Source organism: Amedibacillus sp. YH-ame6 (genome assembly GCF_053848845.1).
The window spans coordinates 33032-54540 of record NZ_JBSPEZ010000006.1 but is presented as its reverse complement, the minus strand read 5'-3'; the positions used below and the strand labels follow the sequence as shown (position 1 = coordinate 54540).

Below are 21509 nucleotides of genomic sequence, written 5' to 3'. Positions count from 1 at the left end.
GTTTCCTCTTCTATTTAGACCTAAAATGGAAGGTTTTTAATGTGTTTTGCTTATATGTGAATAACGAATTCAATTCTTTTACTATGCAGTAAAATATTTAAATATAAATATCTACAACACAAACCTTTTACAGAATCACACAGAAAACAATTGCATGATATCTTCTTTACTCATTTTTGAAACACTTCCCTCATTATTTTCAACAAACATATCAGCAAGTTCTTTTTTCTTAAGTTGCAACTCCTGTATTTTTTCTTCAATGCTATTTTTCATTACAAGCTTGAATACTTGAAGATTTTTTGTTTGTCCAATTCTGTGCGCACGATCCGTTGCTTGATTTTGCGCTGACTGATTCCACCATGGATCATAATGAATCACTGCTTCTGCAGAAGTAAGATTTAACCCTGTTCCTCCAGCTTTCAAGGAAATCAAAAATACTGTCGTATCATCTTTTTGAAATTGAGCAACCAATTTTCTTCTATCTTCTTTACTGGTTTTGCCAGTAAGCATATAAAAAGATATACCTCTCATGGTTAATTCTTCCGCAATAAGATCTAACATACTAGTGAATCCTGAAAACAATAGTACTTTCTGTTTGTTTTCTCTAAGTGATTCAATCAATTCCAAACATGTCTTTAGTTTTGTAGAAGGCTCCTCAATATTTTCAAATAATAAACGTGGTTCACAACACAATTGACGAAGTTTCGTTAACATCGCAAGAATTGCAATTTTATCAGGAACATCTGCCTCCATCATACTTTGTAGTTCTTTATTTACTTGTGCTAAATGGGCAAGATACAATTTATGTTCCTCTTCGCTAAAGCTGATCTGATAATAACGATCAATTTTATCAGGAAGCTCTTTTAACACATCTTTTTTTGTACGACGAAGAATAAAAGGTGTAACTAATTTCTTTAGTTTCTGCTGTTTTTCTTCATTATTATTCTTCACAATATCATTCTCATAATGCTTTTGAAAATAATGATAGTTGTACAAATAATTCGGCATGAGGAAGTCGAAAATAGACCATAATTCCGCCAAAGAATTCTCAATTGGTGTCCCACTCATCGCAATTTTATGTTTAGCTTTTAATTTCTTTACAGAAATTGCATTCTTTGTTTTCTGGTTTTTTATATTTTGTGCCTCATCTAAAATAACATATAAAAATGATATTTCATCATACAGTGCAATATCCCTTCTCATATAATCATAAGAAGTAATCAAAACATCAAATTTCTTATAATCTTTTACTATAAAGCCTCTCTCATCAGCATTCCCACAAACACAGGCACATTTCAATTTTGAAGAGAACTTGTGTATCTCATCTTCCCAGTTATAAATAAGAGATGCGGGACAAACAACAATACTAGTTCCTAATGCAATCTTACTCTCAAGCAATGCAATCATCTGTAATGTTTTTCCAAGCCCCATATCATCGGCCAAGATGCCATTGAAATTATAACGTTGTAATAAAGATAACCATTGAAATCCATCCTTCTGATAATCTCGTAGAACTGGCTCATATTGCGATGGTATTTCAAATTCTTTTACAATATCACCATCCCAATGACGTATCATATCTTGAAATTGTTTATCTCTTTCAAACATCAAATTTTGAAATTCATCCATATCGTCTACCAGTGAAAACATACGATATGTAGGGATTTCAATTTTCCCTTGTAAATCAGATAATGTTAAATGTTGCTCTTCAACAAACTCATTTAATTCTTCTAAATTCTCAGAATTCAGATTCAATAATTGTCCATTTTTCAAACGATAGAATTTTTTCTTTCTTCGATAGGCTTTTAGAATATCCGATAACTCTTCTTTGGGTATTTCTTCACTGTTTATATTTATAGATAATAAATCATTTGTAAAATGAACTCCAATAGAAATTGAATAATGGTTGCTACTCCCTAGTTTTTTCAATGCATCGCTTACATAAATTTCACAGTACTCACTTAGTTTTGGCAATGCATCATAAATAAAATTGAATCCATCGTCACTTTCACTATGTAAGTCAAAATATGCAAGATGACTCCCGTAATCTATTACATTTGCATGTTTTTTAATCATGGCTTCCACTATATCTTGCGTATAGTTAGTTACATACGTTTCATTAAACCCTTTGTATCTTTTTCCATTTTCATGAACATATTCCAATCTCACATACATTTGTTCTTCTTGATCAATATCTGCATATAATTTTATAAGCTCACAAATATCTTCTTGTCCAACGATATCGATATCCAAATACTCTTTGATTGGATAAAGAACATACTTTTGAAATTTCTCATTTTCATCTTGATAAACAGACATAGAATTATATAATAATTTTCTTAAAAACTTCATCGTCTTACCTTCGTTGTCCAACGCATATCGAGTTATATTATATATTTTAGATTTTGTTACTTTATAAAGATGCTTATCTCCCATAATAAAACTCTGCGCTAAATCCCAACTATATATAAATAACTTCCCACTTTGATGAATTGTAATGTGCATAAGTTCATCAGATTCTTCGCATTTAAAATTGATAGAAGGTATTTGCGTTTCAAAATACGTATCAAAAAACACATCCATCCTTTGCTCATTTACTAACAAATATCGAGAAATAGGTAAAACATTGTAATAATCATGTTCACTTATTTTCTTTAAATTTTGTATTATGAAAAGGCGAAGCATTTCTATCTGTTTTATAGCATTTTCATCGAAAGCTTCCATTTTATGTATAAATGATAATGATTTCCCATAACTAAATTCTACTTGAGAGTCTACACGATTCATAAATTCTTCGATATTACGGATCACATAAAGTTTTTCATTTCCTATACGATAACTAATTTGTATTTCATCCAGTTTTGTTATTTCAATAGATGGAACAAGTTCATATTGTTCATCTTGCAAATGCATAGCGAGATCATGTTCATAAGCTGCAATGGCTTCTTCCATCAACTCCCTACTATCTCCAACAATTTTTCCCATTTTTTTATATTCTATAGCCTCGAATAATTGTTCTCTTTTCTGTTTTCTTATATCACAAAAGGTATTGATATAATGGTAAGGGAATTGGTTTGGTTTTATCTGTATCAATTTCTTTACAACAGCCCCAACATGACCACAAGCCTTTTCTTCACAATGCCCACAGTCACATACAAAATTGAGTACATTGCCCTGAGCGTCCATCGTCAGCTGCACATGATTTTCATGTTGGAAAATGGATACAATTGCTGTTAATTGAAATACCCCTGCATCCTCAACTACATCCACCGTATCAACAAATTCTGAGGTATGAAATTGTTCAGCTAATACTCTATGTATGTTATCATGGAAAGCAGTCTGATCAAAGTTCTTTAAAGTGTATTCCATTATTCTGCCTCCCCATATATTTCATCTAGTAGTTCTATCAAATGTTTTTTTCTAAAGAAATGTTCTTTCGCATATATCAAAATCTCGCTTACAACCAACTTATTTTCTACAGACTTAACAAAATCAGAAAGAATGTTATAAAGATCGTAGAATTGATTGTAATTGGTAGCATTCTGCATTTCCGTAATTATCATATAATAAAATACATAATTATATAATTTCGTATCATATTCCCTTAAAATACTCTCGTTATAAATCAACAAATCAAGTTCTTGAGAGTGATAAATTTCATAGAGAACATTATCATACAACTCTAATTCCATGTATATCTCTATCAGTTGATAATATTCGCAATATAGTTTTATACTTTTAGTTACTTTCATTAATACCTTTTCGTATTCATTCTGCACTCTCGCGAATTCTAACAAATCCTTCAAATATTTCATTGGAAGAGTATCGCTGTTTTCATAGAGTTTGAACAAATAATTCAAATAGTTATCATATTCTTTTAGCATCAAAGAAACGTGCATTACAGTTCCTATAAGTTCTTTTCGTTTATGAAGTTCTAATGAAGGAATCCGCAAATACGCCAACAATTTTTCTTTTGCAATCGCATAACTTCTGTTATGAATATCACATTCGATTTCATAATCTTTTACCACCCCAAAGTTTTTATAATTAGAAATGCTTGATAAAATATCTTGAGAACTAAATTTCAAATCTTTCATAAGTTGAATCTTCAGTTTAAGACAATACGAACAAACTTGAAAATTTTTCTGTTTATGATAGCCATCAAGCATTCCATTTAACGTGCGTAACCCTTCCTGATCTTTGGTAAATGCATTCTCTAACAACACAATTAAAAAATCCAAACGCTTCATCGCTTTCAGATGTTGATGAATCCACTTGATTCTCTGTAATGATCCATTAGAAGGTGAACTTTTTAGTCTTTGAAAAATAGTGTGCATCATTTGTGTAGTTAATGACATCGGTACAGCAGAATTGATGGAATTGCTCATTTCTAGAATTTTATGTAATGTAGAAAATAGATTCTCCCATCTTTCATACATCATGTCATCCTTTGTAGAAGTCTCTATTGCCATTGAAAACTCTCTGTCAAATCTGTATGCGTTTGCTTGACTGATACATTTTTGAGGATTTCCTTTGAAATATTTAAACATAGTTTCGCCCAATACATCATCACTTTGTGCTTGTATCTTTTGAAGTGGCACACACGCTGTTGGATTATCTTCCAAACTCAATTTTATAAGTACAGCTGCCATATGTTCACAATTTTTTCGATCCATTTCATATACACAATCGCAATCCATATATACGACTTCATCATCATTAAAAATAATATTTACTTTATATGGATGTGAATCATTGACTATAGCAAAAACATTTTCGTTTTGTTTTTCGTAAATTTCCACCCTATTTTTAAGACAATAACTATACCCTAGATTCCATATTTCAGGTTCAAACAACTTTTGGTATTTTTTCATACAGTTTCTTCCTCATATGCAATACCATGTTTCTCACACCATGCTTTTGCGATATTACAAAAACATTGATCGCGATATTCATACCAATCTTCCTCTAAATTATTATATCTAATTGTATCTTTAAATTTACGAAATGCTCCTTTGCTATGCAGTTTATTTAATGATTCCTCCGCAACTCGTTGGTTTGAAAGACTTTGCGCATATGTCTCCATAATTTGATGTTCTTGAATATCAAAACGACTTGGCAATGAAATATATTCATCTTCGTGTTCATAAAAATAAATAGCTTCACGAATCTCGTCTTTCTCCCATTCTGGGCATAACAAAAGATATTCATCAAGGATGTCGTTTTCATATTTTCGAGTATATTCAAAATTAATATTTACAATTACTTCTTTTTTCTTGTTGTAAAAAGATTGATTATCCTCATTTACACTTTCCATTCCTAAAAGAACATCCACTAAATTTATCACAAATCATCCCTCCCATAGCAAAGCACTTCTAATTTGATATGATTTTATCACAAATAAAATCGTATTTACATGGAAATATCATAACTCTCATTCCAACAAAACTTACTTAAAATCCTGCCTAATATACTATGAATTATCATTACTAACGATAATAGAAGTTTTTATATATCTTGGATTATCACTCACTACCTATAGAATAGCTACAACTTGCTCTATATTTGTTGCACTACGTTGTCGTAAGCTTTCTGTTATTACCTAACAATACATATAGAAATAATGCAGATTCAACCGCATCCGTTATTCTTTTCTTGATTCTTTCCTCTATCTTCAATACGACTAATTATCAAAACATATGCACCTTCTTTATCATATAGGATTCAAACAGCTGTCCCTATACCACTGGTGCCTCATTTTCTACACACCCTTATTCTTGCACTTTCATTTATATTTTCATATACATTGTACAATAAAGATTTCTTGTATACGATCATCATGAAGTTCATGCAAATACTAGCCATTGATTGTTTTAGATACCTAAATCACTCCAAACACATCATGTACAAACGCTGTATCCAAGATACGTTCACTTTTCACATCACTATGGCTCAACATCATCTCCACCTTATTAGCGATTGTAGTATCAATTAATTGTTCAACATCAATCCCTCGAAGCGTAAAGAATAAGAAAGGATTATCATCTAGACGCGCACCAATTCCATATAGCACTGCGGCGACATGTTTACACATCACAGCCCAATCTGGGCAACTGCACTGGAAGCTAATCTCTCTAGGGTTTGGAAACAGTCCAGTTTCATTTGTAAATAAGTCTTTAAATTCATCAGGAAAATCTCCCGTAATAAGTGATTCTAAAGAATCTATTTTATTTGCACAAGCTGCCATAATGTTCTGACAAGTGTCTTCCTTTAATGGAGAAATATGGATTTCTACTTTATATGGTGCTTTACGACTTCCTTGTACTCGTGCTAAAATTTTTCCCTTTATAATCTGTAAGTCAATAACTGCACCAGAGCGAACATAACGTTTTCCGCGACTTAAGCGATTATCATAATCCGCATACCGTTCTAAGTTTGCACACCAAGATTGTCCCCACCAACTCTGTGAAATACCTTTTCCGCTGATTATCACAGGCTCCATTGTTTTTCCTTTACTGGCTGCTTTTTGACTACTCATTTCTGCTTTTTCTCGTAATTCTTCCACTGATATTTGTGAATATGTTGGAATATCCCAATATTTACGCATCATCATCACCTCACATATCCAGACGAAGTAAGTTCATCAAATCTTCGCCTTGTAATTCTGTAATCCAATGTTCATCATTTGCTCCTATAATTGATTCCGCTAATGCTTTTTTTGAATTGATCATTTGGTCAATTTTCTCTTCTATTGTTCCTTTACAAACAAATTTATGTACCATTACATTTTTCTTTTGACCGATACGGAATGCTCGATCAGTCGCTTGGTTTTCAACAGAAGGATTCCACCAACGATCAAAGTGAATCACATGATTTGCAGAGGTTAAATTCAAACCAGTACCTGCTGCTTTAAGGGAACAAACAATATATGGCACATATTCTTCCGCATTAAATTGCTCCACAATCTTTCCCCTTTGCTTCACTGGCACTCCACCATGAATGACATATCCACGCTTATGGAAAATACTTTCCAAATAATCACAAAGATAAGGTATGATTTCCTTATACTGTGTGAAGATTAACACACGTTCACGCTTTTCATAAATGGTTTCGCATAGCTCTTTTAATACTTCAAATTTCCCACTATCCTTACGACTATAAGTATCTTCTCCTAAATACTGATCTGGATGATTGCAAATTTGTTTTAGCTTTGTAATAGCAGATAAAACAATTCCTCGATGTTCCATTCCATCACTATTCAAAATCTTGTCTTCCATTTCATTCAGCAAATTACGATAGAGTACAATTTGTTGTTTACTAAGTGTGATATATTCAATCGTTTCTATTTTATCAGGTAAATCATCAATAATCGTTTTGTCTGTTTTCAATCTTCTTAAAATAAAGGGGGAAACCATTGCCTTTAACTTCTCATACCCTTCTGGATGAGATTGCAAACGAGTAGAGAATTGCTTAAATTCTCCAGAGGTTCCCAACAATCCTTTGTTTAAGAAATCAAACAAGGACCATAAATTGGTTAGATCATTTTCAATTGGTGTTCCTGTCATCGCAATTCTTACATTCCCTTTCAAATGTTTAATTGATTTCGTCTGAGCAGTTAATGGATTTTTGATTGCTTGTGCTTCATCTAATATAATAACATTCCAAGATATATCAGAAAGTTCCAACAATCTAGATACCATACCATAGGTTGTAACTGTAACAAAGTTAAGTTCTTTTATTTCTTTCTTTAACACACTTGCACTTCTTCCATGCAAAATATGTATTGGTAACTTTGGCGCAAACCTTTCTCCTTCTTTTCTCCAGTTTTCTAACAAGGAAGCAGGCACAATTAACAATATTTTTGCGTCTGGCATTTGTTCATAATAGGCTTGCAAAAAAGATAAAACTTGTACCGTTTTGCCTAGTCCCATATCATCTGCCAAACAAGCCCCAAAACCCAATTCACTCATGTGGTGAAGCCATGAAAACCCAATAGTTTGATATGGTCGAAGTGTTACATTCATCCCTTTTGGCATGGCAACTGGTTCTAACTTCGTTGGATTACGAAGAGATTGCAGAAAAGATGCCAACCAAGAACCATTGCTTATCAATATCCCATTATCTGCGTCTCGATCGATATATTCAACATCTCCACGTATTGCTTGTAAAAGAGTGATATCTTTTTTATTCTTATCAATATCTTCCAGTAATGCTCTTAATTTCTCATGATCAACTTCCACCCATTTCCCTTTCAAAAGTGCTAACCCTTCACTTTGTTGAAGTAATTTTTTCACATCTGATTTTGTTAATTCAACGCCATCTACAACAAGTACTGGTTGTAAAGAAATTAGAGAATCAAAGCCAAAAAGTGATGGTTTATCTTCTCCCATCTTTACATTCAATGAAACACTTGCATATTTCTTTCGCCACCAATTCGGAATACGACATAAAATCCCAGATGCTTCAATCGCTTCTACATGCTTTAAAAATTCATAAGCTTCTTGCGTAGTTATTTTCAAGGGATGAAACAATTCTCCACTTTGTACAAACTGTGAAAGTAAAGGACAAGCTTCCGATGCTTTATTCAGACAAGATAATAGTGAAAGTAATTTATTACGTTCTTGTTTATATTCTTCAAGGGCGTAAGTTAAAGGCATGTGTCGTATCTTGCCCTCTTGTGTTTTTGTTGCATAGGTCGCCATAAAGGCAAAAGGATATACATCATCCTTGTTTTCTACTAAATGAAAGAAGATGCGTTCTGGAGTTTTGAGACTTTGATTTTTTTCTGCTAAATAAAGAGCAACTTTCCCATCATAGTCCTTAATTTCACTTGAGAATATCTCGTTTAATTTAGTAAATTGAATATTCAACCAATCTCTATCCACGAATTCATTGCCAAGTATGTATGGTATTTTTCCTTGTATGTTATTCCATACATCGTCATTTGCCTCTACTATACTTTCTTCCCTGGCGATTTCTAACTCTGGAAGTGAGGTTAATAACTTGATATACGCCTCGCTAACTTGAAATAAAAATAATGTAGAAGGATGCAATTTAGAAGGTTGTTCTTGAAAGCCTAAATGGTACAATGCATGATAGCGATTATCATGAAATTGCTCTTGAATAGAATTTAGCACTTCGCTTGTTTGATCCAAATAAAAACCATCGCTTGTGATAATAAATTTCAGTGTACTATAAAGTTTCATATGTTTACCTCTTTTGATATCATGATATCATATTTTTCATCCAAAATACTATACTTCCATTTTTAACGCGCACTCTGCGTTAAACTTATCTGAATATTTAGAAGTGACGAAGCCAGTAATATGGCAAAAGGAGCTACTTCATTTTTTTAAGCTTACAAACAGTCATGAAGATTTCGTTTGTTACAAGAATACTCGAGGTATAAACTCAACATCCCCTTATAGTCCACTTACCTTCATTCTACGTGACAGGCTATTTTGTAATCTCTTCTTATTAAAACCTTCCTTTTCTGTTTAAACTTCAGATTGAATATTTTTTCTATTATTAAAATCCCTTGTTATTTCTCTCGCCTTATCTTGAATATAATCTTGAAGAATATTCAGTCTTGCTATTGAAAGATTATATTTTACATGTTTTTGAAATTCAAAATTATAAAGATTATTAAGTTTTGAAATATCTTCTTTTTCACAAAACCATTTCACTAATTGATTCTGCTTTCCACCTAAAGCAGAATCATTATGTTTTGACTTATAATCTTCAAACAGTTTCTTATCTTGTATCTTTTCATCGCTTAGATGAGAAAACAATGATATTCCATGATCAAACAATGGAGCCATTGAAAGATATTCATTTGTGTGATTGTTTTTTAATAATCCGAAATTCCCATAATGACGGTCTTCATTATTAATAATTGCATCAAATAAAATCATTTCTCTAAATTCTTTTATAAATCCTAATTCTGTAATTCTCTCTTCTAGACGCTTCAAGTCAAATGTATCTAGTAAATTCCCCATAGGAACAAATGATACATCCTTGTTTGTGAAATTCTCACATATTGATGCTAATATTCCTTTCCATTTCTGCAAATCATAACTGACATGTGAAATCCCCTAACTTCTCGCTACTTGCGCTGCATAATATTCACTATATGGCTCTTTCCCTCCATTTGTAAATAAAGATGTATCTGTTCCACCCTTAAATAATATCAATTTATTTTCTACTCTTCTCCACGACTTCGGAAGTTGTCCATCGGTTGTCATTTCAGGACTAGGTGACAACTCTTTGACTGATGTATTACATCCAGTAAAAGCTACTAATGATAAAATATCTGAAAAGTGGTTTTCATATAAATTATACTCTTCCCATCGTCCATTAAAATCTTGTGACACTACCCAATAAGGATCGTTTACCGATAGCCCTTTACAGATATCTAATTGTCCCTGTAAATCATGCATATCAATATTTTGACTTGAAAGTATTTCATGCACAAAAGTCCTATTTTGAGGTATCATCCGGCGTCTTAACCAACACAAAAGTGTTTGCGTATCTCCTTTTACTCTTTCAGGGAAATCTTTTGTATCTGAGAGAGTCTTTAAAATAGTTACTTTAGTGGTGTTATACTTATCATTTTCAATCGTAAAAGAAAGCAATGATTTATTATATTTTTTTAATATATAGGTTTTCATAATACACCTCTTTTCTTTGCAGTCTTATTATACCACAGGACAAAAACAGATTGCGACAAAACATGTTCCCTTCCTTTTTTTAATTTCTATTTATGATTTTGATGAAATAATCCTCTTATTTTATAAATGATATTCTCATTAGACATCCTATGCTCGTGCTGATGTTTTCATCCGTAAATACAGCAAATACATTTCATATATAACCCAATACAAATACCAAAATATTAATATTTCCAAAAATCTACGAAGGTACATTTTCTTCAATATTACGATTATAAAACTCATATATCATTTCACAGTTTTTGAGCAAGTGATTTGTTTACAAGTCCAATGAAAGATGATGAATTAGATTCATAATTAAACATATTTATATCTCCATACCATACGATATTTTTATCTAAAATTATAAAATTTGAATTTATCATTTTTGTTGTAACAATCAACTCACAACCTGCACCATTCAAATAACGTTTCACTTCCTCATATATTTTATTTTCACCAATAATGAATATGATTTAACCCCTCTATGCACTATTTGCATCAGTAGTACGTGAGATTTCTTAACTTTTGCTAATTGGTAATTGCTCATTCTTATTACTATTTGTTTTTTTGATGATGCAAAGTCATTTTTTAGAACACTTAAATAAGAATCTTTATAATATATTAATGCGATAACTTCTGTGCATCTTCTACTTCTTGCAAATGATAGCCTTCTCTATAGTAAGCTTTTAATCGTTTTTGAAACATAGCATCAAACACTGGTATATGAATATCAACATAGTCATGAACTTGAACACATGCCTTATCTGCAAATTCTCTGTGTAACCTACCCGTATATTGTTCAACTCTATTCTTATCAGCAATGGGTAATGATAGTAACAAAGTTTCCAAAGAAGGGAAATCAAAACCTTCTCCAAGTAATTCGCTGATTGCTACTATGTCAAAAAAAAGTACCAACGGTCGAGGATAAGAATATGTATAAGCACAAATTCATTTTACTAGATTCTTTATTTTTGTTGTTGTTGTTGTTTTCATGGTGTATAAGCACAAATTCATTTTGCTAGATTCTTTATTAAAGCACATAGGATCAACCAAATACCAACAGTATAAGCACAAATTCATTTTACTAGATTCTTTATTATGAAATGACTGTTAAGTATGAAGCAGGAAGTATAAGCACAAATTCATTTTACTAGATTCTTTATTGCTACATCAGTACTTCCACTTGGAAAATAGTATAAGCACAAATTCATTTTACTAGATTCTTTATTGCCCAATTGATATTTCTGATAAATTCTCTGTATAAGCACAAATTCATTTTACTAGATTCTTTATTTGGTCACTAACAAACAAAGCATTCGCAGATGTATAAGCACAAATTCATTTTACTAGATTCTTTATTTTAATGCACCAAATTTTGCTGATGTCATTAGTATAAGCACAAATTCATTTTACTAGATTCTTTATTCCTTTCCAATACGTTTATCTGCACGTGCAGTATAAGCACAAATTCATTTTACTAGATTCTTTATTTAATAGCAGAAGAACCATGTGAATTAGCACGTATAAGCACAAATTCATTTTACTAGATTCTTTATTGCAGACTACAACAGACCACACAAAGGAAGCGTATAAGCACAAATTCATTTTACTAGATTCTTTATTTACTTGCGTGTTAATGCCTCAAGTGGACTTGTATAAGCACAAATTCATTTTACTAGATTCTTTATTTATTAGTTATGGAACTTTACAACTTATGAAGTATAAGCACAAATTCATTTTACTAGATTCTTTATTTGAGCAACAAGCGTTATTATATGCAGAACAGTATAAGCACAAATTCATTTTACTAGATTCTTTATTCGTTTTCTAGTGTGATATCAAGGTCTTCATGTATAAGCACAAATTCATTTTACTAGATTCTTTATTAATCCGATATAGGATATAGTTAGGTAACCAGTATAAGCACAAATTCATTTTACTAGATTCTTTATTTGCGTTCCTAAATTTAAGGAGTGCAAAGTAGTATAAGCACAAATTCATTTTACTAGATTCTTTATTCAGTTTTAGAGGCTACACCATTGGTTACTGGTATAAGCACAAATTCATTTTACTAGATTCTTTATTTTCTAAAATGTAGTCGGTGTCAGTTTGAGTATAAGCACAAATTCATTTTACTAGATTCTTTATTCTATTTGATCGATGATATTTGTTATGAGTGGTATAAGCACAAATTCATTTTACTAGATTCTTTATTGACACTAATATGGTTGAATTACTACAATTAGTATAAGCACAAATTCATTTTACTAGATTCTTTATTATGATGTTGCCAGGGTTCATGATGTTGCCGTATAAGCACAAATTCATTTTACTAGATTCTTTATTCCTTTCCAAAGCATTTATCTGCGCGTGCACGTATAAGCACAAATTCATTTTACTAGATTCTTTATTATCATGTTTCCACGTCCATTGCGTTGTTCCGTATAAGCACAAATTCATTTTACTAGATTCTTTATTATAAAAGACTTAAACCATTGATCGGCGAGGTATAAGCACAAATTCATTTTACTAGATTCTTTATTACGTAATGTTGTTGTTACAGGCGGAAGCAAGTATAAGCACAAATTCATTTTACTAGATTCTTTATTTATTTCTTTTAATTTGTACATACCTTTTTCGTATAAGCACAAATTCATTTTACTAGATTCTTTATTAGGTACAATTAAAAATCAAAGAAGGTGAGGTATAAGCACAAATTCATTTTACTAGATTCTTTATTCTATTGATCACGGCATCTTTTACACCGGCAGTATAAGCACAAATTCATTTTACTAGATTCTTTATTGTCAACATCAATCATATACGCGTTCATGTGTATAAGCACAAATTCATTTTACTAGATTCTTTATTAAGACTGCAAGCCTTGTACATGAACTTGATGTATAAGCACAAATTCATTTTACTAGATTCTTTATTTTCTAAGTCCCACGCACCTAATTTTGTACTGTATAAGCACAAATTCATTTTACTAGATTCTTTATTTCATTGGAGCATATAAGTATGGTCCTAAGGGTATAAGCACAAATTCATTTTACTAGATTCTTTATTATGACTCATTACATTTGCCTGCACTTGAGAGTATAAGCACAAATTCATTTTACTAGATTCTTTATTCGATAGGCGAATACCTAGCAATTGAAAAAGTATAAGCACAAATTCATTTTACTAGATTCTTTATTGGTAAGTATCTTCTTAATTGCTCAACAGATGTATAAGCACAAATTCATTTTACTAGATTCTTTATTTAAAGGTAAGCTATATAGGTTTTGGTGTTGTATAAGCACAAATTCATTTTACTAGATTCTTTATTTGATATCTGTTGGATTCTCTTTTACTGTCAGTATAAGCACAAATTCATTTTACTAGATTCTTTATTAACAGCAATCAGTGACGCTGCACAAGTAGGTATAAGCACAAATTCATTTTACTAGATTCTTTATTGCTTTCACTTCTTCTATTAAAGCGTCGAAAGTATAAGCACAAATTCATTTTACTAGATTCTTTATTACATATACATGAGATACCATATATCTATCAGTATAAGCACAAATTCATTTTACTAGATTCTTTATTATAGTGAAAGTAAACACTTAAAAACTAGAAGTATAAGCACAAATTCATTTTACTAGATTCTTTATTTACAATACATATCTAACATTATGAGTTATTGTATAAGCACAAATTCATTTTACTAGATTCTTTATTAGATAGCAACATTTCTTTGATAAAACTCCTTAAAAATCACACTTTTTGTGCAATTCATCTTACTAAATTTTTAAAAAAACAAGATTCTTGACTAAATTTCATCATAATTTTCTTGTTTTTTATTTTTTTCAGAAACTATTTCAATATAATTCCGATACCTTAACAACAAATCAGACACTCTCTTAAATCTATCTTTCTCCTTCGTTGATAAAATAGAATATTCAAATGTTTCTGGTGAATTATATTCAAATGGTTTGCTTACGATTCTATCTTTGATCATATAATTGGTCATAGCTTTGTTCGAGAAATGTTCAAATATTTCAAAAGATTTGCTAAAAATCACTACATGAAGATTTTCAATTTCTTCGATTTTTAAAACTATAGACTTCATTTGCTCTATGTCCAAACAATGATCAAAATGCTTGATTAATAAATAAAATTCATGATTACTATTCATTGAAACATAATGCAGAATAACTCTTAATTGTAATTCTACTTCCTTAGAAATATTCAAATCCTCTTTTGATACAAGTTTAAAATTACTAATTATTACATCCTTAATAGACTCTACTTTCAGTCTTGGTTCGAACAATACCGATCCATCATTAGTCAACAGTGCGTATTTATCAATAATTTTCTTTTCATACGCTTCAAGAATATCATTAATGTTTTCTTCCAAAACTCCATTGTCTTCATTGTCAATAATGCTTTCTAAAATCTTTAAATTATAGCTTTTTGAAGTCATCTTAAGATCATCAAGTATGCTATTTGATGAGAACTCAATTATATTCAATTCTTTCTTTTTTACGCTAGTATTATTTAGTAAAAATGATCTATCAGAACCATTTAATCCATTTATCATCACATCATACAGTTTGTTTTGATTATCAATATTACCATGAAAACAAATCATCTTATCAAAATACACTTCTTTAAAAGCTTCTGTAAAATTAAAATATATTTTCATTCTATCACCATTGTCATTTGACTGTTGACATATTCTTCGGTAGCAGATTTTGTACCGATCACCATAATCATATCTTCATATTGTTTTTCTGTAACACTAAGTATTCTAATGTTTCCCTTTACTGGAGAAAGTTGCTTCACTCTTCCTATATGCTTTTCTGCATCTACTGCATTTTTACAAAACCTCATATAAACCGAAAATTGAATCATACTAAATCCATCTTTAAGAAGAAAATTTCTAAACTTATTATATTGTCTTTTTTCAACATTAGTTATCATAGGTAAATCAAATAGAACAATTACTCTCATAAATTTATAACTTGTTGCTTCATAGTGTTTCATTATTGATTATCAACATTGGTAACTTAAAAAATTCAGCTGAATCATTTTCAAGACATTTGATAAAACTCAAAATCATTTCTTCCATTGCATTTTGAACAGAATAATACTTATCATCAAAGACAACACTTTCCTGCAGTAAATCTATTAAATTCAATCTCGTTTCCTTAAATAGGGGATTGCCTAATGAATCCAAATGTTGAAAAACATAGATATCAACTAAAGCTCTAAAAACCTCAACAAAATCATATGAAAGATTAAAACTGTTTGTTTCAGAACAGTGATGCAGCCCAACCATCGTTTGAAATCCATACATTGCAAATAGTCTTGTTAGATTGGCTGCTAAAATACTATAACCATAATTTAACGCATTATTGATATAGTCATCGCTTGTATGATTTCTCACAAAGGTAGGGCCATACATTGTATTGAAAAAAGCTTTAGCGCAAACTGCTTCTCTATTAGTTTTATCTCCAGAATGAATTTCTTTTGCATGTTCTTTTACATATAATATTGCATTTTCATTCACTCCACATAATTGCATAGCAATGATTTGATTTTGAATTTTACTTTTGATAATTTTTGCCCATAGTTGAGATTCCAATGGTTTTTTTATATTCAATTGCATTTTCAAAACTCTTAATTGGCGATAATGCATATGCATTGGCAAAATGATGCTGGAAGGCAAAAACCTCCTATTACAAGTTATCAATGTTATATAATTATTGGACAATTCTGAAATTAATGAGGAAGTAATTGTCGTGGTATGATCCTCTAATAGTATTGAAGCGATATCTTCAAGAGGAACTTTGATTGTGCTATCATCTTTATGAATAATTAGGCTCTCATTTTTAACAGAAAGATGTTCAGCTTTTTTAATATATATTTGTCTATATCCCATTTATACAAAATCTCCTAAAATATTTATAGACAATACGTCAATTGATTTAATAGTTGATACAGTTATTCGTTGTTGATTATTAATTTTTGATTGTAGCCCCTGATATACAATGTCTAAATTATCTCCTATAATGGAACCTACTTCAAAGCTTCCAGATGAAAATCCACTAACTTTGCATAACCCTTTGTTTCCAACGTTCAATTCCACTTCTATGATTTGATTTTTATATAACTTTCTATAAAGAACAAAACCATTTGTTTTTAACTCACTATACTTTAAAGCAACACAATTTTTTCCTTGACCCCACCACAAAATAATACTTGGATCCTTCTTATAATTCATCACACGATATCGATCCATTCCTATAAAATATAACTTATCAGAACCTTCCTTCTTGTATATATGGATTTGAATTACATTTTCCTTCTCAACATATTGTTTCTTATCTTCATGTATACAAATCTCTTCTTTTGGCTCATCAAAATTAATTTTTACTTTTTTTATTTCATTTCCATTATTCGATTTTGGATATATGTTTTCATTCTTTGCAAAAGCAATAGCTCCATCTTTGTAAGTACCCAACCATTCTTTTACCGCTAAATAAATCTGTTTTTGTGTACCATCCTTATCATAGATTTTCTCTAGATATTTTTCATTAAATGAAGGTGAATCAATTGCAACTCGATTTGTAAGAACTATCTTGTTCTTATCGATTGGATTTGGAGCCGCTCCCAAAATAGTAGCTTTGTGAAGTCTACCATTTTCCTTTTTCGTAAATTTATGGCTGACCATAAGTGGCATCACCCTATTCCTCTGCTCAAGCGAATAATTGCCAAATGAACATAATGAATCACGTAATACATTTTCATCTCTTTCATAGATACGTAATATTGTTTCATTTGCAAATTCAGGATAAGGCAGAGGGAAACTCTTTGGATCAATATTTTTTGTTAAATCGAAATATCTAGCTTTGTCTGTTGATTCCATTGTTTTTGTTTCATATTCCAAAAATTCTCCAGTTACAGAATTGTACTTATTAACTCTGAAAGTTTTTATCGGTTTTGTTTTTTGACGCAAGTATTGTTCGTGAATTTCAACACGTCTTCTTAAAGAGTCTGTGGCACAAGCAATAATAGTAGCATCTAATGCATGGTGCAAATGGTTTGCTCTATTTTTCTTATCACGCTCTTTCTCTTTTTTTACGATGGCTTTTTTTATTTCATCAATAACTTTTTTATTCTCAAAATCATCGTCGACATAGGAATCCAACTTTTTATAAAGTGCATCTAACTCCTCATCAAATTCTTGTTTTAAACGATAATCTTTACTTTGATAAGAATGCGTTAAATTATTTAATCCCCACACTCCTTTTAATTTTGATGTAATCTGTCCTGCAAAAGATTTGATTGTTGTATTTGGAAAATAATACTTGAGAATTTTGCATAAAGACTTAGTAGCGTATCTAGTATCATTTAATGCACGCGCACTAAAATCACCTATCATTTCCTCAGTGATTCTTGATGTAATTAGATACTCTTTTTTCTGTGTATTATGTAAAGAAGATACCCATGACTTATACTTTTCTATTCCCGCGCCATTGCCGAATACTTCCATGGGTACATGATCACCTTTTTCTCGATTCATTTTGGCACTAACCAACACTTTATTTGACATTGTGTCATTAAAACTCTTTGAATAAGGAAGAATATGATCTACTTCATAATCATTGCTAAAAAGGTCTTTTTCTGGTATTCTAGATTTACTTTCATCGTCCGTAACCGCAAGTGTATATGGATCTATTCCTCCTTGATCGTGATATAAGCGATACTTCATAATATCATCATGATGAATCTCCTTCGTGCTATAAAACACATGAGGATATTTATTTAACATTTGCATTTTAATTTGAATCTTGTTCATTTTATTCATCATTTGATCATTGATAATTTGTTCTCTCTCTTTATCATTTTTCGTTAATTCTCTCGCCACTTCAACATGAATTGCATGTGGTTTACCAAATTTAGATATAATCGCATTAATCAAACGTTTCGTTTCTTGTAAGGTAGCAATAACAGATTTATTCGTAACTACCATGTCCAATTCTTCAAAAGCTTCAAACATTGGCGGAAGTTCATCTGCCTCTTGCTCTTTTACTTTAACATTCGTGTGATCGTAGCCACATGCTTGCATTGCTTCAGAATAATCCAATCCCTTTTCCATTTCAGGGAGTATTTTATAAAGAACTGAAAATGATAATTTTCCAAATTCTTTAAATCTCGATTCGTCTATACTCTCAACTGCAAACTTAAATAATTCATCTTGTTTACTTAAGTGTTCAAATGTATCGATATTATTCTTAATTTCATCGTCCGATTTATATTTTGATAATAACTCTGCAATTTCATCCATAACAAGATAATCTACATTTTCGTATCCTGCCTTCTTTAATTCTTTAATAATAAATTTTGTCATCTTCATTTCATATATTTCATTCTTTAGTTTATATTCATGATAAATTTCTGTCAATTCTTTTTCCGGATGTTCTCTAGATTCAATTGCACATTCTTTATAATCGTTTCTATTTAGACTTAATCCTATGAAATTTACTCTTTCACCAATAATTTCTTGAACAATCTTATAGGTTATTTTATTTTTTAAACCTCTTTGTAAAAGCATGTCAATTTGTTCAATTGTTAATTTATGTGAATCTCTAGGATTGCTATTATAAAAACGAATATTTGAAAGTTTTTGAAGCAAAATAAACTTCTCATATGTAGGTGCACATAATGGAGCTCTATCTTCACCATCAAATTTACATTTCCCAATCATATTCTTTAATGGATCATGGTATGGGCTTGGTTCGTCTGGGCCTTGTGAAAATGACCTTTGAAATAGAAGTATATTCATATATTTCTCTTTGAACGTCGCATCAACAACACCTAATTCTATTTGCTTGTCTAATAATAATTCCACTTCATTTTGAATCATTTGCCTTGTTATACCAATATTAAAGCTGTTCGTTGTATTCTTGATTTTATTGTGGAATTTTGGATCACTTAAAATATACTGAGAAATTGTATATTGGTGTTCATCAAGAGCTCTCTGTGTCAAATTGATTGACCATAATAGCTTCTGTTCTTCCGAAGCACTTGCCGTATCCTTAGCATCTTCTTTTATTTTTCGATTACTCTTAAAGCCTCTATATTTAGCATAATGAATAAGACATATGAAAAGTTCATCATAATTCAGTTTCTCTTGTAGTCCTTTTACTTTTAATTCATATGGTGAATTATATTTATACGCTTCTTCAGTAAAGAATACTTTTATATATTCTCTTGTCAAGTATTTGTATTCATTAAACAAACTTTTCACCTTATTTAAGCGACCTTTTTTTCTTCGAATAAGTCTTCTTAAACCTCTAGCAGCTCTTCGACTCTCCATATCTCCATTTTCTGATGGGAATATTCTGCTCCCAGTTTGGATGATTCTAGAAGGTTCATTATCTTTATCGATTTCCATGCAACTCCATCCAACGGATCCCACTCCAAGGTCCAGACCTAAAATATAATTTTGTTTTTCCATTTTTATATCCTCCTATATAGAAAAAACTCCAAAGCTTTAGCTGAGGAGTTTTTTCTGCAGAACATCTTTTCAGATGTCTCTGATAAAGAGTCTACAAAATGAATTTGTGCTTACAACAAAGACTTATGTGCTTAAGATAAATCTTTGTAATTTCATGATAGCATAAATCCCATACTCCGTCAAGCTAAAATATATTACCTAAATTTCAAAGTAACTCATCTACCAAATAAGCCTTTGAACAAACCAATGATACCTCCAACAATACTACCTAATATACGTATTAAAAACATTAAGGTCTCCTTTCTTCCCCACATTGTTTTAACTTTATCTTAATTATATCACATATAGAATCGCATCTAAACAAGTAATTTAGCAATTACAGTATCTCGTGTAATAAACATTACCTTTGCTTTAATCTCTTTATCAAAACTATGATGTATATAACCTGCAGATTTTGTCCCCATTGCTTTTGTATAAGTACTATTTGCTACATATCCAGCAACAGCCCCTCCATCTATCATCACTTTGATTGCTTCATCATCATTTGGATTTGTCTCTTCCTTTTCCAGATATAAAACTTGATCTATTCTAAAAACTTCAATACCTAAATAATGATTCATACCTGTAATTGTAATAAACATATCTTGCACCTACTTTCTATCTATATACACTATATAGGATAATATGCGTAATTTTTTACACACATTATAAAAAAAAAGCTTAATTTAACAAAAGGGTACCTTGTTACATAAATAGTGTCACAATACAGTGTATGATTGTGATATGAAAGAAGGTATCTAGCATGAAACAAACAGAATTGCTCAAAAATCTCGCAAAACTTACACCTTATCAAAAAAGAAAATTAGAAATGTATGTCATTGATGCATTGAAACTCAATGCAGAAGATCAAGATAATAGACCAAAATACTGCCCTTACTGTAAAAAAGATTCTCGTATGATCAAAAAGGGGTTTAAACACGGCAAACAACGATATCAATGTAAAGATTGCGAACATGTTTTTACTTATAATTCGCACACAATTACGATGTATTGGTCAAAAAGAATGATTGTACACTTGTACAACTCAAATCACATACAGCATACAACAAGGTAGAACATATCAATACAGTAAACTGTATCCACTCATTGATAAAAGCTCATTTTGCTGCATTTGGAGGTGTGGCGACCAAGTATATGAATCTATATTTGAGCTTGTTTGTTTTCTTGCGTAGATTTCAAGAAATGGACGATAATGAAAAACTTCCGTTAATTCTACGCAAACT

General features: G+C 30.8%; 14 protein-coding genes and 1 CRISPR repeat array. Of the genes, 1 reads left to right on the top strand and 13 read right to left on the bottom strand.

The features are described 5' to 3' along the window. Positions 1-135 precede the first annotated feature (135 nt). The 13 genes from ACWG0P_RS06015 to ACWG0P_RS05955 all read right to left on the bottom strand — a co-directional run bounded on the left by ACWG0P_RS06015 (position 136) and on the right by ACWG0P_RS05955 (position 20867). The gene (locus tag ACWG0P_RS06015; protein ID WP_455800962.1) at positions 136-3369 is read right to left on the bottom strand and encodes an SNF2-related protein; all 3234 of its coding nucleotides are present in this window, start codon (positions 3367-3369) and stop codon (positions 136-138) included. Next, on the bottom strand, positions 3369-4874 hold the full coding sequence (locus tag ACWG0P_RS06010) for an SWIM zinc finger family protein (protein WP_455800961.1): 1506 nt from the start codon (positions 4872-4874) through the stop codon (positions 3369-3371). Before ACWG0P_RS06010 ends, ACWG0P_RS06015 begins: the two co-directional genes overlap by 1 nt. Beyond that, positions 4871-5347 carry a hypothetical protein gene (locus tag ACWG0P_RS06005; protein ID WP_455800960.1) on the bottom strand — a complete coding sequence of 159 codons (477 nt, stop codon included), beginning with the start codon at positions 5345-5347 and terminating at the stop codon, positions 4871-4873. Before ACWG0P_RS06005 ends, ACWG0P_RS06010 begins: the two co-directional genes overlap by 4 nt. Positions 5348-5881: 534 nt before the next feature. Next, positions 5882-6607, bottom strand: a complete 726-nt coding sequence (locus ACWG0P_RS06000) for an SWIM zinc finger family protein (protein ID WP_455800959.1) — start codon at positions 6605-6607, stop codon at positions 5882-5884. A gap of 10 nt (positions 6608-6617) precedes the next feature. After that, a complete protein-coding gene (locus tag ACWG0P_RS05995; RefSeq protein ID WP_455800958.1) occupies positions 6618-9206 on the bottom strand; it encodes a DEAD/DEAH box helicase in 2589 nt (862 codons plus the stop codon). Positions 9207-9497: 291 nt separating this feature from the next. Beyond that, a complete protein-coding gene (locus ACWG0P_RS05990; RefSeq protein ID WP_455800957.1) occupies positions 9498-9998 on the bottom strand; it encodes a hypothetical protein in 501 nt (166 codons plus the stop codon). Between the two features lie 96 nt (positions 9999-10094). Next, positions 10095-10670: a hypothetical protein gene (locus ACWG0P_RS05985; RefSeq protein ID WP_455800956.1), complete on the bottom strand. Its 576-nt coding sequence runs from the start codon at positions 10668-10670 to the stop codon at positions 10095-10097. 663 nt (positions 10671-11333) lie between these two features. Continuing rightward, positions 11334-11627 (bottom strand): hypothetical protein, encoded by a 294-nt coding sequence (locus ACWG0P_RS05980; RefSeq protein WP_455800955.1) that lies wholly within the window; start codon positions 11625-11627, stop codon positions 11334-11336. A gap of 19 nt (positions 11628-11646) precedes the next feature. After that, positions 11647-14438: a CRISPR direct-repeat array (repeat unit 36 nt; unit sequence GTATAAGCACAAATTCATTTTACTAGATTCTTTATT). Positions 14439-14529: 91 nt separating this feature from the next. Beyond that, complete coding sequence (locus ACWG0P_RS05975; RefSeq protein ID WP_455800954.1) at positions 14530-15405, bottom strand: hypothetical protein; 876 nt, start codon at positions 15403-15405, stop codon at positions 14530-14532. Beyond that, entirely contained in the window at positions 15402-15713 is a 312-nt protein-coding gene (gene cas2, locus ACWG0P_RS05970) for a CRISPR-associated endonuclease Cas2 (RefSeq protein WP_455800953.1), read from the bottom strand. The genes ACWG0P_RS05975 and cas2 overlap by 4 nt, the downstream gene beginning before the upstream one ends. A gap of 19 nt (positions 15714-15732) precedes the next feature. Continuing rightward, positions 15733-16644, bottom strand: a complete 912-nt coding sequence (gene cas1, locus ACWG0P_RS05965) for a type II CRISPR-associated endonuclease Cas1 (RefSeq protein WP_455800952.1) — start codon at positions 16642-16644, stop codon at positions 15733-15735. Beyond that, entirely contained in the window at positions 16645-20226 is a 3582-nt protein-coding gene (cas9, locus tag ACWG0P_RS05960; protein WP_455800951.1) for a type II CRISPR RNA-guided endonuclease Cas9, read from the bottom strand. A 356-nt stretch (positions 20227-20582) separates the two neighbouring features. After that, positions 20583-20867: an HIRAN domain-containing protein gene (locus ACWG0P_RS05955; RefSeq protein ID WP_455800950.1), complete on the bottom strand. Its 285-nt coding sequence runs from the start codon at positions 20865-20867 to the stop codon at positions 20583-20585. 161 nt (positions 20868-21028) lie between these two features. Between ACWG0P_RS05955 and ACWG0P_RS05950 the strand changes: the two genes are divergently transcribed. Then, complete coding sequence (locus tag ACWG0P_RS05950) at positions 21029-21340, top strand: IS1/IS1595 family N-terminal zinc-binding domain-containing protein (protein WP_455800949.1); 312 nt, start codon at positions 21029-21031, stop codon at positions 21338-21340. Positions 21341-21509 lie beyond the last annotated feature (169 nt).